This window comes from Streptomyces sp. NPDC033136, assembly GCF_055578235.1.
Window position 1 is genome coordinate 541,540 of the sequence record NZ_JBVIPD010000001.1, and the last position, 13,511, is coordinate 555,050.

Here is a 13,511-nt window from a genome sequence, read left to right on the forward strand (position 1 = left end):
CGCCGAAACAGTCGAAAGGACGACCCATCATCACCCGGCAGACTCCGCCCCCGCTGGCGGAACTCTCCATGCTGGCCTCCCTCGGCACCATGCCCGAGCTGGCCCGCCAACTCTCCGGCCTGGGCGGCTGCACCAACCCCGTGCGCCTCGACGGCCACCGCACCGAGTACGCCGTCGACTCGACAACCGGCGAGATCGGGCGCGTCCTGAACCACCTCGACTCGTCCTCCCTGCCCGCCGGAAGTCTCCTCGTCCGCTGCAACAACCGCCGTGCCACCCGCTGCGCGGCCTGCGCGGAGGTCTACCGCCGAGACACCTTCCACCTGATCACCGCCGGACTCCGCGGCGGCAAGGGCACCGCCGAACAGGTCGGCACACACCCACGCGTCTTCGCCACCCTCACCGCACCGAGCTTCGGCCCCGTCCACAACCGCCCCTCCAGCGGGCGACCCTGCCGCTGCGGCGCCCGGCACGACGAAACAGACCCGGCCCTCGGTACGCCCCTCGACCCGGACGCGTATGACTACGAAGCGGCTGTCCTCTGGAACGCCCACGCCGGAGCCCTCTGGCGGCGCTTCTCGATCTACCTGCGCCGTGAGATCGCCAAGCGTGCCGGACTCACCCAGCGTGCGTTCCGGGACCACGCGCGCGTTTCCTTCGCCAAGGTCGCCGAGTACCAGAAGCGGGGCGCCGTCCACTTCCACGCGGTCATCCGCCTCGACGGCCCGGAGGGCGGCGGCACGGCCCCTCCGGCCTGGGCGTCCGCCGAGCTGCTGACCGACGCCATCCACGCCGCCGCCACCGCCACCCGCGTCAACGGACCGCACGTCGACGGCCGCGCCCACACCTTCACCTTCGGCCGCCAACTCGACGTCCGCACCATCCGCTCCGCCGACCTCGACGGCGGCCAGGAACTGACCGAACGGGCCGTCGCCGCGTACATCGCCAAGTACGCCACCAAAGGCGCCGAGACAGCGACCGGCACCCTGGACCGGCCCATCCGCTTCCTTGCCGAACTGGCACAGACCCGGATCACCGACCACGCCCGGCGCATGATCCGCACCGCATGGTTCCTCGGCGCACGCAAGGACCTCGAACACCTCCGCCTGCGTGCCTGGGCCCACATGCTCGGCTTCCGCGGCCACTTCTCCACCAAGTCCCGCCGCTACTCCACCACCCTCGGCGCCCTCCGCGATGCCCGCGCCGAATGGCGCCGCGCCCAAGCCGCCACTGCCGCTCCCCAAGACGGCGAAACCACGCTCGTCCTCGCCCACTGGGTCTTCGCCGGAACCGGCCTCAGCACCGGTGAAGCCTGGCTCGCCGCATCCCTCGAACCCGCCCCCGGAACGGAAGGAGAGCCCACCACATGAACGACCGCTACCTGTCCGTCGACCAGGTCGCCGAGCTGCTCGGCACGACTCCCCGCTTCCCCCGGCGGCTCATCGAGGAGCGGCGCATTCGGTACGTGAAGGTCGGCCGGCATGTGCGTATCCCGGAGAGCGCGGTCGAGGAGTTCATCCGGTCCCGCACGGTGGAGCCGCTGAGGCGCCCCCGGCCGCGCTACGGGAGGGCTGCCTGATGGCCAACAGCAGGGGCAGGCGCCGCCGCTTCGGCGCGATCAGAAAGCTTCCCTCCGGCCGGTACCAGGCGCGCTACCCGGGGCCCGACGGGGTGATGCGTCCGGCGCCCTTCACGTTCGAGACGACGGCGGACGCCGATGACTGGCTCGCCGAAAAGCAGACCGAGATCCGCCGTGGCGAGTGGCGTGACCCCGATGCGGGCGCGGTGAGCTTCCGGGCCTACGCGGAGAAGTGGGTGGAGGAACGGGAGCTCGCGCCGCTGACGCAGGACCTCTACCGCTACCTCCTCGACAAGCACCTGTTCGCCTTCGCCGACCTGGACTTGGACGAGATCACCGCGCCCCGAGTCCGGGAGTGGCGGGCTGAACGGCTGCGGCTCACCGGTGCCAAGACGATCACGGCCAAGGCGTACCGGCTCCTCAAAGCCATCATGGAGACGGCCGTGGACGACGAACTGATCACGCGGAACCCGTGCCGCATCAAGGGCGCCGGTAAAGAGAAGGCCGCTGAGCGGCGCATCGCCACCGTGGGCCAGGTGGACGCGCTCGCCAACGCGGTGGGCATGCGGTGGCGGCTCATGGTCTACCTCGGCGCCTACGGCCCACTCCGACCGGAAGAGCTGGCCGGTCTCCGGCGACGGGACGTCGACCTGGACAACCTGCACCTCCGTGTCCGCCTCGCCGAGCCGGAACGGATGAACGGGCGCCGCGTCCAGGGCGACACCAAGTCCGACGCAGGCACCCGGACTGTGATTCTTCCCGCCTTCCTCCGCCGGGAGCTTCGCTGGCATCTGGAGTCCTATGCCGAGCCGGGTCCGGACGGGTTGCTCTTCGTCGGTGAGAAGGGGGCTCCCTTCCGGCGCAGCACCTTCGGGCGGAAGTGGCGGAGGGCCCGGGAGGTCGTCGGCATGCCCGAGGGCTTCCGGTTCTACGACCTGCGGCACACCGGGCACACGCTGTCCACCCGGTCGGGCGCCACCCTGAAGGACACGATGGTGCGCGCCGGACAGTCGTCCGAGAAGGCCGCGCTGATCTATCAGCACTCCGACGAGGAGCGACAGGAGGAGGTCGCCGCCGGCCTCGACGTCACGGTCCGGAAGGCCCGCGAGGAGGCTGCCCGGAAGGCTGCCGAGAGGCCTTCTGGCACGAATCTGGCACGCGGCCAGTGATCACAGCGGACAGCAAAACGGCCCAGGTCTCTGACCTGGGCCTTCTTCGTGGAGCGGGTGACGAGAATCGAACTCGCGCTCTCAGCTTGGGAAGCTGATGTTCTACCATTAAACTACACCCGCGTAAGACGCCGACGGAGTCGGTGCCCGAACGGTCGCCACTTTACCTCATGCCAGGCCCCCGGTGCTCGAGCCGCGGGGCCTGAGGGTATTTCAGGGGTGGGATGCGGCTGCGGGGCGCCGGAGTTGGGGCGTACGGTGGGGCCGTGGCAGAGGGTCCGGACGGGACCGGAGTGCCGCCTGGAAGGCCGTCCCTTTGATCCCGTACTGTGGCTTTTGTCGTCAGGCAAGCAGCAGCCAGACGCGGCTCTTGGGGAAGGGACTCTTGGACTTGATGGAGCGCACCGTCGTCCGTTGTGCCGATGGGCACGTGTTCACCACCGCTTCGTTCCCGATGCAGCAGGCCGAGCGGCTCGGCCCCGGGCGGCTGCTTCGGTGTCCGCGCTGTGCGCGGCTCCGGAGCGTGGTGCCCGTCAGCTACCAGAAGCGGTAGCGGACAAAACGGCAGCAAGTAACAACAAACAGGCGTGCAGGCGCGCGGAGTCGTCCGGTTGTGGTCGCTCCGCGCGCCTTGCGTATCCTCGGGGCGTGCTTCTCTCAGACAAGGACATCCGGGCCGAGATCGACGCCGGGCGGGTACGGATCGATCCCTATGACGACGTGATGGTGCAGCCGTCGAGCATCGACGTGCGCCTCGACCGCTACTTCCGGGTGTTCGAGAACCACCGGTACCCGCACATCGACCCCGCCATCGAGCAGGCGGACCTGACCCGGCTCGTGGAGCCGGAGGGGGACGAGCCGTTCATCCTGCACCCCGGGGAGTTCGTCCTCGCCAGTACGTACGAGGTCATCACCCTGCCCGACGATCTCGCCTCCCGGCTGGAGGGCAAGAGCTCGCTGGGGCGGCTGGGGCTGGTGACCCACTCCACCGCCGGCTTCATCGACCCGGGTTTCAGCGGCCACGTCACCCTCGAGCTGTCCAACCTCGCCACCCTGCCCATCAAGCTCTGGCCGGGCATGAAGATCGGGCAGCTGTGCATGTTCCGGCTGACCTCGCCCGCCGACTTCCCCTACGGCAGCGAGCGGTACGGGTCCCGGTACCAGGGCCAGCGGGGGCCGACAGCCTCCCGGTCCTTCCTCAACTTCCACCGGACCCAGGTGTGAGCGACAGCGGCATGAGCGACACCGGCATGAGTGGCACGAGTGGCGTACGGGAGAACCTCTCCTACGAGCAGTTCGGCGTGGCCGTGCGCGAGCTCGCGCAGACCATCGCCGACGACGGGTACGAGCCCGACATAGTCCTCAGCATCGCCCGCGGCGGTGTCTTCGTGGCCGGCGGGCTCGCCTACGCCCTCGACTGCAAGAACATCCACCTCGTGAACGTGGAGTTCTACACGGGCGTCGGCACCACCCTCGAGATGCCCGTCATGCTCGCCCCCGTGCCCAACGTCATCGACTTCTCCCGGAAGAAGGTGCTGATCACCGACGACGTCGCCGACACCGGCAAGACGCTCAAGCTGGTGCGCGACTTCTGCCTCGACACCGTCGCCGAGGTGCGCAGCGCGGTCGTCTACGAGAAGTCCCAGTCGCTTGTGAAGTGCGAGTACGTGTGGAAGCGGACCGATGAGTGGATCAACTTCCCGTGGTCCGTTCAGCAGCCCGTGGTGCGCCGTGCTGGGCAGGTGCTCGACGCCTGACCTTCGAGCGAGCAGGCCCAGGTCGGCAGCCGGCAGGCAGCAGGTAGCAGGCAGCAGGCAGGGACAAGGAAAGGGGCTCCCCGTGGGGAGCCCCTCTTCCGTGGTCGTGCGGTCGGTCAGACCGTGCCCAGCTTCACGATCGACAGGAGGGCGATCAGCTGGATCGCCGACGCGCCGAGTGCCTTCGGCCAGGGCAGGTCGTGGGAGCGGCCGACCATCAGGGTCAGCAGTACGCCGCCCGCGACCCACGTGGCCCAGCCGAGCATCTGCACGAAGGTCGCGTCGCCGCCGGCGAACATCGCGAAGACGAGGCGGGGCGCGTCCGTGAGGGACATGATCAGCATGGACAGGCCGACCGTGGGCTGCCAGGCGCCGTCGCCGCCGAGCTGGCGGGCCAGGGTGTGGGTGACCACGCCCAGGACGAACGCGCTCAGCACCATCGCGACGGCCGTGGTCAGGACGATCGGGACCGCGTTCGACAGTGTGGCGTTTATCGCGTCCGCACGGGCGCCGTCGAAGCCGAAGACGGCGAGCAGGCCGTAGAGGAACGTGACGATGAGGGCCGGGCCCCACATCGAGTAGTCCCGCATCTGCAGGAAGGTCTGGTTCGGGGCGAGGACGACGCCCTTCAGCAGTGCCTTCCAGTGCAGGCGCGGGCCGACCGGGCCGGGCGGCGGGGCCGCCGAGCCGGCGCGGTAGGTGTCGCCCTGGGTGTAGGGGTCCTCGCCGACCGAGAAGGCCTGGGTGTGGCCCGGGTTGTTCGCCGCGTACGGGTCGTGCGGGCCCTGCGGGCCGGGCGGGTACGCGCCGTCACCGAAGTACTCCGGCTCGCCCTGGCCGCCGTAGCCGCCGCCGGGTCCGGCGTTCGGCTGCGGCCAGGTGGGGCCGCCGCCGTTGCCGTACGGCTGCGGCGCCTGCGGGTACCGCTGCGGCGCCTGCGGGGAGCCGTACGCCGGCCCCTGCGGCGCCTGCCGCCCGTTCGGAGGGTTGTGCGGTCGCGTCTGAGGAGCGCCGTTGCTACGGCCGCGTCCGATCCTGAATCCAGCCACGTCTTCGAACGTACCTGGTCCCCGGCGTCGGCGTGCCGGGCCCGGGGTTCCGGGCCCGGCTTTGCGGCCGAGCTGTGACATCCCTTAAGGGGCAGGGACCTTGGGCCTCCGTGAGCCGTCAGGGTTGGGCCGTACGGGTGCCGGTGGGGCCCCGCACCGGGGTGTCGGCTAGAGCATGTCCTGGCCGAGCCTGAGGTAGCCGGTCGTCGACATGCCGAGCGAGCCGGGGCCGAAGCTGATCGCGTTCTTGGTGGTCACGCCCGAGGCCGAGCCGCGCAGGCTGAAGACGGCGCCCGAGGGGTGGTTCTCGCCGTCGGCGCCGACGGACAGGTCCGCCTTGCCGTCGCCGGTGAGGTCGGACAGGCGTACGGACGCACCGAAGCGGTCGGCGGACTCGGCGGTGCCGGGGACGCCCGCGGTGTTCTGGGTGAACGTCTGGGCGCCGGTGGCGGTCAGGCCGGCGGCGGAGCCGCGCAGCACGGTGACGCTGCCGGCGATCTCGGCGGTGCCGATGGTCTCGTGGAGCGTGCCGACGGCCAGGTCGCCGTAGCCGTCGCCGTTGACGTCCGCGAGGGAGAGGTCGTTGCCGAACCAGTCGCCTTCCTCGTCCGCGCCCGGCACCCCGGCGGTGTCCTGGTTGATCGTGGTCTGGGGCCGGGTGCGGACGCCGTTCGCGCTGCCGAGGTAGGCGCTGACGGAGCCGCCGAGGCTCTTGCCGTCGCCGCCGTACGCCGCCGAGACGACGTCGTCGTAGCCGTCGCCGTTCAGGTCGCCGACGGTCGCCAGCTCCCAGCCGCCGCTCCTCAGGAACGTCTGGTAGGTGAGGCCGGAGGCGGAACCGAGGTAGACCATGTTGCCGTCGTCGTACGTCGACGCCTCGCTGCCGGTGACCACCAGGTCGTCGGTGCCGTCGCCGTCGAGGTCGCCGGCGGAGAGGTCCTGGGCGCCGTAGATGCTGCTGCCGGTCTGCAGGCCGGTGGCGAGTTCGTAGCGGGAGGCCGCGCCGGAGGCCTTGGTGAAGGTCCGGTGGATCCAGACGTCGCTGCCCGTGCTGCCGACGGCGAGGTCGGGGCGGCCGTCGCCGTCGAAGTCGCCGACGGCGAGGGACATGCCGTACTCGTCGTGGGCCGACACGGCGGGGTCGGAGACGCCCCGGCCGCCGGAGAGGCCGTTCTTGCCGCCCCAGACGACGGTGACGGAGCCGCCGTCCACGTCGGATCCGATGTCCTCGCCGACGCTGCCGATCACGAGGTCGGCGTAGCCGTCGGCGTTCAGGTCGCCGGAGGCGAGGGCCTTGCCGAACCGGTCGCCCTTCTCGGCGGTGCCGGGGATGCCGGCGGTGTCCTGGGTGAGGATGGTGCGGCGGGAGGCGCTGATGCCGTTCGCGGAGCCGTAGGTGACGACGACGGCGCCCGCGTCGGTCCTGCCGCCTACGGGGGTGTAGGGCGCGGCGGTGGCGAGGTCGCGGTAGCCGTCGCCGTTGAAGTCGTCGGCGTACGTGGCGGGGGCGGCGGAGGCGGGGGTGGCCAGCGTGAGCGGGGTGAGTCCGGCGGTCAGCAGGGCGGCCGTGAGCGTGGCCGCGGTGTGCCTGCGCATGAGGTGTTCCTCCTGTAGGGGATGGGTCGATACGTCCGGGGGTCAGCCCGCGAGCACGTCGCCGAAGTACGCGTCGCCCGTCGGGCCGCCCACGGTCGCGGCGCCGAAGGACTTGGACCCGGTGGCCGTGATGCCGGAAGCGGTGGCCTTCAGCAGCCAGACCGCGCCGTCACCGGTGTTCTCGCCGGAGGCGCTCGCCACCAGCTCCGCGCGGCCGTCGCCGCTCGCGTCGGTGAGCTGTACGGCGGAGCCGAAGGAGTCGTACGCCTCGACGGCGCCGGGGACGCCCGTGGTGCCCTGGGAGAAGGCCTTGGCACCGCTGCCGGTCAGGCCGGACGCCGAGCCGCGCAGGATCGTGACCATGCCGGCCTGCTTCACCGAGCCGATGGCCTCGTACGGAGCGCCGACCGCGATGTCGGCGTAGCCGTCGCCGTTGGTGTCGCCGGCCGACAGGCTCCAGCCGAAGCGGTCGTTCCTCTCGGCGGCGCCCGGCACGCCGGTGGTGTCCTGGGTGATGCGGACGGGGGTGCGGGTGCTCAGCCCGCCGGCCGCGCCGTAGGTCACGGTGACCGCGCCGCCGGGGCCGCCGTTCGGCTCGTCCGTCGACTTCTCCATGAAGTTGCCGGTGACGATGTCGCCGTAGCCGTCCTTGTTCACGTCGGCGATCACGGCCGCGTAGCCGCCCGCGAGCTTGCTGCCGGAGGTCAGGCCGGTCGCCGAGCCCTTGTACAGCACGCTGCGGGTGCGGTAGCCGTCGCCGGCCTCCTCCTGGCCCATGACCAGCAGGTCCGTCCTGCCGTCGCCGGTGACGTCGCCCGCGACGAGGCGGTCGGTGTTGATGCCGGTCCGGGCGGAGGTGTCGATGCCGGTGAGCCCGGCGGCCTTGCCGGTGCGGGTGATCGGGCCCTCGAAGACGTTCAGCTCGGGGTAGGCGATGTTGGCGGCGGCCAGGTCGGTGTCGCCGTCGCCGTCGAAGTCGCCGGTGGCGACGGACCAGCCCAGCTCGTTGCGGTTCTCGGGGAGTGGGGCGGACAGGTCGGTCGCGGTCTTCAGGCCGCTCGCGCCGCCCCAGACGACGGTGAGCACGCCCGAGTCGTCGGTGGAGCCGATCCGCTCGGCGTGCACGCCCACGATCAGGTCCGTGTAGCCGTCGTCGTCCAGGTCGCCGGTGGTCATGCGGTCGCCGAAGTAGTCGGACGACTCCGGGACGCCCGGGATGCCGTCGGTGGCCTGGCTGATGATCTGCCGCTTGGAGCTGTCGAGGCCGTTCGCCGTGCCGTACACGACGGCGACGTAGCCGGCCGCGGTCTTGCCGCCGATCTTGCCGAGCGGGGCGGCGATCGCGAGGTCGCGGTGGCCGTCGCCGTTGAAGTCGCCGGAGAGGCCGGAGGGCGCGGCGGTGGCCGCCGTCGCGGGCAGGGCGGTGAGCAGGCCGGTGGTGAGGGCGGTGGTGAGGCCGGTGGCCAGGAGAAGAGTGCGCTTGCGCATGGGGTCCCCGTTCTGGTCAGGAGCTGTGGATCGGAACTGTCGATCAGGAGTTGTTGATCAGGGGCTGTTGATCAGGAGTTGAGGGCCGTGCCGTATGCCGGTGCGCCGGCCTTCGAGACGCCCGTCGTGCCCGGGCCGAAGCTCGTCGAGCCGGTGGCCGTCGGGCCGGTCGTCGTGCCGCGCAGGGACCAGACCGCGCCGTCGCCGGCGTTCTCGCCCGGCGCGGAGACGGACAGGTCGGCGCGGCCGTCGCCGGTGTGGTCGGTGAGGGTGACGCGGGCGCCGAAGCGGTCGCCCTTCTCCGAACTCCCCGGCACGCCCGCGGTGTTCTGGGAGTACCACGTCGCGCCCTTGGTGGTCGGGCCGGACGCCGAGCCGAACAGCACGGTGACGGCACCGGCGGCGGAGTTCTCGCCCGCGGCGCCCACCGCCAGGTCCGCGTAGCCGTCGCCGTTGACGTCGCCGAGCGCGACGCCGCTGCCGAAGCGGTCGCCGGACTCGGATGCGCCGGGCACCCCGGCCGTGTTCTGGGTGAGGACGAGCGGGGCGCGGTCGGTGTCGCGGCCGGCGGGTCCGCCGTAGACGACGGTGACCTTGCCGCCGAGGGCGCCGGCCGGGTCGGCGGCGGTCTCCCGGTCGTTGCCGACGGCGATGTCGGCGTAGCCGTCCTTGTCGATGTCGCCCACGGCCGAGACGTGACCGGCGGGCAGGTCCTGGAGCCAGTCGTCGTAGTTGCCGATCTCCAGGTCGGCCAGGGCGGTGACGGCGTCGTCGGTGCCTTGGGCGCGGCCGTGCAGGATCACGCGGGGGCGGCCGTCGCCGGTGATGTCGCCGGAGGAGAGGTGGGTGATGCCGTGCGAGGTGGACCAGCCGTTGTTGCGCGAGCCCGAACCGCCGTTGTGCGCACCGGTCTTGGTGATCGGCCCGGCGACGAGGGAGAGGGTGACCGGTCCCGTGGAGCCGACCGCGACGTCGGTGTCGCCGTCGTGGTCGAAGTCGCCCGCGGCGAGGGTCTGGCCGTAGCGGTCGTAGTCGGTGCTGAAGAAGCTGAACAGCGAACGGGCGCCGGACAGGCCCGACTTGGATCCCCAGACGATGGTGACGGTGCCGTCGTTGGTGTCGCTGCCGTCCTCGCCGGGCGTGCCGATCAGCAGGTCGGCGTAGCCGTCGGTGTTCAGGTCGGCGGAGGCGACCGCGGAGCCGAAGGCGTCGTCGGCCTCGGCGGCGCCTGGCATGCCGGCCGTGTCCTGGGTGAGCAGCGTGCGCGTGGAGCTCTTCGGCCCGCTCGTGCTGCCGTAGACGACGGACACGGCGCCCGCCTTCGCCTTCCCCGAGACCGTGGCGCCCGGCGCGCCGATGGCCAGGTCGGTACGGCCGTCTCCGTTGAAGTCGTACGGGACGGCGGCCGTGGCGGCGGGGGCGGCGTGGGCGGCGGGGGAGGAGACGGTGAGGGTGAGGGTGAGCGGGGTCAGGGCCGCCACGAGGAGGGCGGTGGTGGCCGCGGTGCGCCGGCGCATGGGTTTCCTTGCCTGGGAGGAGGGCTGACGGGGCGTCACTGGGCGATGGCCCAGGCGAAGTCGGCGCTGCCCTTGAGGGAGACGCCGCGGGCCGAGAGGAACGTGGCCCCGGAGGTGGTCAGGCCGGTGGCGGTGCCGCGCAGGACGGTGACCGCGCCGTAGCCGTTCTCGTAGCCGGCGCCGCTGACCAGGTCGGCCTTGCCGTTCTTGTCGAGGTCGACCAGGCGCACGGTCATGCCGAAGGCGTCCATCGTCTCGTTGCTGCCGGGCACGCCCGCGGTGCTCTGCGTGTAGGACTTGGCGCCCTTGCCGCGCAGGCCGGAGGCCGAGCCGAACAGGATGGTCACCGAGCCGGCGTCCTCGACCGTGCCGATGTCCTCGGCCCACGCGCCGACCGCGATGTCGGCGTAGCCGTCGCCGTTGACGTCGCCGGAGCTGATCGCCGAACCGAACAGGTCGCCGTGCTCGCCGGATCCGGGCACGCCCGCGGTGTCCTGGTGGATCACGGTCGGTGTCTGTGCCGGGTCGGGGCCGGTGGGACCGCCGTACCAGACGGTGATCTGGCCACCCTTGTGGCCGGTGGGCTTGGCGGGGTACGGGTCCTGGTAGTCGCCGAGGACGAGGTCGCCGTAGCCGTCGCCGTTGACGTCGGCGATGGTGCCCTTCTCGCCGTCGGCCTGGGGCAGGTAGGTGCGGGCGTACTTGGTGCCGGTCCAGCGGTGGTAGCTGATCTCGCCGCCCTCGTCCCCGGTGACGAGGAACGGGTAGACGCGCTCGGCCGCGCCGTCGCCGCTCAGGTCGCCCGCGAACACCTCGTACGTCGAGCCGAACTCGCCGATGCTGGTGTGGCTCGCGGGGCCGGTCGTGCGGGTGAAGGGGCCCTTGTAGAGGCGGGTGCGGCTCTGGCCGGTGACGGTCACGTCGGTCGCGCCGTCCCCGTCGAAGTCGCCGGTCGCGATGCCGGAGGAGAAGCCGCCCCACTCGGAGAGGTCGGACGGCTGGGGCAGTCCCTTGCCGCCGGACAGGCCGGATTTGCCGCCCCAGAGGACGGTGGCCGAGCCGATGCCGTCCCGGTCGCCGATGTCCTCGTACGGGGCGCCGACGACCAGGTCGGAGTAGCCGTCGCGGTCCAGGTCGCCGACGGCGAGGCTGCTGCCGAAGCGGTCACCGGACTCCGATGCGCCCGGGACGCCCGTGGAGTTCTGGGTGATGACGGTCTTCCTCGTGGCCGATACGCCGGACGACGAGCCGTACAGCACGACGACGGCGCCGGCGCTCTGCACGGAGCCGACGTCCGCGCTCATGGCGCCGATGGCGACATCCCGGTATCCGTCGCCGTTGAAGTCACCGGCCAGTCCGGAGGGGGCGGCGGTGGCCGGTGTGGCGGGGAGAACCGCGGTGGCGAGGAGGCCGGTGGTGAGGGTGGCGGCGATGAGGAGGGTGCGGGTGCGCAAGGGGGCTCCGAGTGGAGAGGGGCGGTGGCGTGGAGAGGGGGGAGGGCCATGTGGCGGATCAGGGGGTGGGGGCGGAGCCCCGGGGAGTCACGGTCGCTGTGGCCGGGGTGGTGACCCTGAGGGTGGCCGCTCTGCCGGGGGCGTAGCCCTTCCGGCCCTCACCGGCAGGAGCGCCCCGGCTGCTGCCGCGGACATGAGCGACTGTCCCGTCGCGGGCATGAGCGGCCCGCACGACGGCGTGGCCGGGCCGGTGGCCGTCGCGGGGCCGGGGCGCGGGTGCGGTCGCCCGTGGGGGCGTCGCCGGTGCGGGCGTCCGTCGGGGCGTCGCCGGTGCTGATGCATGCGGGGGTCTCCTGCGGCATGTGGGATGCCTGGCGGGCATCCACAGTCGATGAGGCGCCGGGACCGTCCGTGTTCGCCGGGAGTTGTCAGGGCGTTTCACGGGTGGTCGGCGATCAGGAGACCTGTGTGGGGACGCAAGGGTTGTACGTGAGTTCGGTTCATTCTTGGGGCGGTTGGGGAAGCGCGGGGTGGCGGATCGGCCGGCCGGAACGGGCGGTTGGGGCCCTGGAGCCGCAGCCGACGGGGCCTGGGCGGCCCGTGGAGGCCGTGGCTGCCGTGGGGGCCGCGATCAGCCGGTCGGCCGTAGCCGGCAGCCCGGCCGCCCGGCACGCACGTCGGCCACGGCTGCTCACGCCGCTCACGCCGCTCACGCCGCTCACGCCGCTCACGCCGCTCACGCCGTTCCTCGGGTTCCGCCTTCGGCAGTGCCGTCTTCGCCGTCAGCTCTCATCCCGAGTGACAGGAGATCCCATTCCCCCGTGGCCAGATAAAGAGCGTGCAAGTCCGAATGTTCCCCATTTTTCTGTCTTATCCGCTTTTGACTCTTGGGTGAGTGGTTACGCGTGAAAGAGCTACAGAAACAAGGAGAAGGCCAATGATCACTCGCGAACAGATTTCCACTGTGCTGGATCATCCCGTCTACGACGCACACGGCAACAAGATCGGTGAAGCCAAGCACGTCTTCTTCGATGACGTGACCGGCGAGCCCGAGTGGGTGAGCGTACAGACCGGCCTGTTCGGCACCAGCGAGTCGTTCGTGCCGATCCACGACGGGACCGTGGTGGAGGACCACCTGGAGGTGCCTTTCGCCAAGGACACGGTCAAGGACGCGCCGAACGTCGACGTCGATGCCGGCGGCCATCTGTCCGTGGAGGAGGAGCACCGCCTGTACGAGCACTACGGAATCGACTGGGACACCGCTTGGCAGCAGGCCAACCAGCGCGACCAGGGCGGCTGGGCAGAGACCGGCACCGGCACCGCCGGGCAGGCCGGGATGGCCGGGCAGGCAGGGATGGCCGGGCAGGCCGGAATGGCTGCCAGGGGCGAGCCTGCCGCCGACGACGCGATGACGCGCTCCGAGGAGCAGATGCATGTCGGCGTCGAACGCCGCGAGACGGGCCGGGCGCGCCTGCGCAAGTACGTCGTCACCGAGGAGGTCCAGAAGACCGTTCCCGTACGCCACGAAGAAGTCCGCGTCGAACGCGAGCCGATCACCGAGGCCAACCGGGACGCGGCCCTGTCCGGCCCCGATATCACCGAGGCCGAACACGAGGTGACCCTCCACGAAGAGCGTCCGGTCGTGGAGACGGAAACCGTCCCCGTCGAACGCGTCCGGCTGGACACCGAGGAACTCACCGAGGAAGAAACCGTCCGCGGCGAGGTCCGCAAGGAGCGGATCGAGACCGACGTGTCCGACGTCTCCGACGAGACCGACCAGAGGGACCGGTGACCGAAGGGCAGTCGGAAGCCGAGCCGGACGGGGGGGGGGGGGGGGGGGGGGGGGGGAGGGGGGGGGGGGGGGGGGTGGGGGGGGGTGGTGTGTTTGTTCCTTCCCTGCTT

At 71.5% G+C, this 13,511-nt stretch carries 11 protein-coding genes and 1 tRNA gene; 6 read left to right on the top strand and 6 right to left on the bottom strand.

The window, feature by feature from the left end; all coding sequences use genetic code 11:
• Positions 1–68 precede the first annotated feature (68 nt).
• From ACZ5TL_RS02495 to ACZ5TL_RS02505, 3 genes are read left to right on the top strand one after another with little or no spacing between them, the layout of a single operon-like run.
• Positions 69–1,370, top strand: a complete 1,302-nt coding sequence (locus tag ACZ5TL_RS02495) for a replication initiator (protein WP_468586804.1) — start codon at positions 69–71, stop codon at positions 1,368–1,370.
• The gene (locus ACZ5TL_RS02500; RefSeq protein ID WP_086605896.1) at positions 1,367–1,579 is read left to right on the top strand and encodes an excisionase family DNA-binding protein; all 213 of its coding nucleotides are present in this window, start codon (positions 1,367–1,369) and stop codon (positions 1,577–1,579) included. Before ACZ5TL_RS02495 ends, ACZ5TL_RS02500 begins: the two co-directional genes overlap by 4 nt.
• On the top strand, positions 1,579–2,748 hold the full coding sequence (locus tag ACZ5TL_RS02505) for a tyrosine-type recombinase/integrase (RefSeq protein WP_468586806.1): 1,170 nt from the start codon (positions 1,579–1,581) through the stop codon (positions 2,746–2,748). The genes ACZ5TL_RS02500 and ACZ5TL_RS02505 overlap by 1 nt, the downstream gene beginning before the upstream one ends.
• A 49-nt stretch (positions 2,749–2,797) precedes the next feature.
• Here ACZ5TL_RS02505 and ACZ5TL_RS02510 read toward each other — a convergent pair.
• Positions 2,798–2,871: transfer RNA gene (locus tag ACZ5TL_RS02510), tRNA-Gly, on the bottom strand.
• Positions 2,872–3,396: 525 nt separating this feature from the next.
• Here ACZ5TL_RS02510 and dcd point away from each other — a divergent pair.
• Positions 3,397–3,972, top strand: coding sequence for a dCTP deaminase (gene dcd / locus ACZ5TL_RS02515; RefSeq protein ID WP_468586808.1), 576 nt, complete (start codon positions 3,397–3,399; stop codon positions 3,970–3,972).
• A gap of 26 nt (positions 3,973–3,998) precedes the next feature.
• Positions 3,999–4,505 (top strand): phosphoribosyltransferase, encoded by a 507-nt coding sequence (locus ACZ5TL_RS02520; RefSeq protein WP_468586810.1) that lies wholly within the window; start codon positions 3,999–4,001, stop codon positions 4,503–4,505.
• A gap of 116 nt (positions 4,506–4,621) precedes the next feature.
• Here the strand turns inward: ACZ5TL_RS02520 and ACZ5TL_RS02525 are convergent, their stop codons facing one another.
• The 5 genes from ACZ5TL_RS02525 to ACZ5TL_RS02545 form a co-directional block, all read right to left on the bottom strand.
• A complete protein-coding gene (locus ACZ5TL_RS02525; protein ID WP_468586812.1) occupies positions 4,622–5,635 on the bottom strand; it encodes a Yip1 family protein in 1,014 nt (337 codons plus the stop codon).
• A gap of 87 nt (positions 5,636–5,722) precedes the next feature.
• Positions 5,723–7,150: a VCBS repeat-containing protein gene (locus tag ACZ5TL_RS02530; RefSeq protein ID WP_468586814.1), complete on the bottom strand. Its 1,428-nt coding sequence runs from the start codon at positions 7,148–7,150 to the stop codon at positions 5,723–5,725.
• A gap of 42 nt (positions 7,151–7,192) precedes the next feature.
• Positions 7,193–8,638, bottom strand: coding sequence for an FG-GAP-like repeat-containing protein (locus tag ACZ5TL_RS02535; RefSeq protein WP_468586816.1), 1,446 nt, complete (start codon positions 8,636–8,638; stop codon positions 7,193–7,195).
• Between the two features lie 71 nt (positions 8,639–8,709).
• Complete coding sequence (locus ACZ5TL_RS02540; RefSeq protein ID WP_468586818.1) at positions 8,710–10,155, bottom strand: hypothetical protein; 1,446 nt, start codon at positions 10,153–10,155, stop codon at positions 8,710–8,712.
• Between the two features lie 35 nt (positions 10,156–10,190).
• A complete protein-coding gene (locus ACZ5TL_RS02545) occupies positions 10,191–11,609 on the bottom strand; it encodes an FG-GAP-like repeat-containing protein (protein ID WP_468586820.1) in 1,419 nt (472 codons plus the stop codon).
• Positions 11,610–12,546: 937 nt separating this feature from the next.
• On the opposite strand from ACZ5TL_RS02545, the gene ACZ5TL_RS02550 reads away from it, so the two are divergent.
• Positions 12,547–13,401 (top strand): DUF2382 domain-containing protein, encoded by an 855-nt coding sequence (locus tag ACZ5TL_RS02550; protein ID WP_468586822.1) that lies wholly within the window; start codon positions 12,547–12,549, stop codon positions 13,399–13,401.
• Positions 13,402–13,511: the final 110 nt, after the last annotated feature.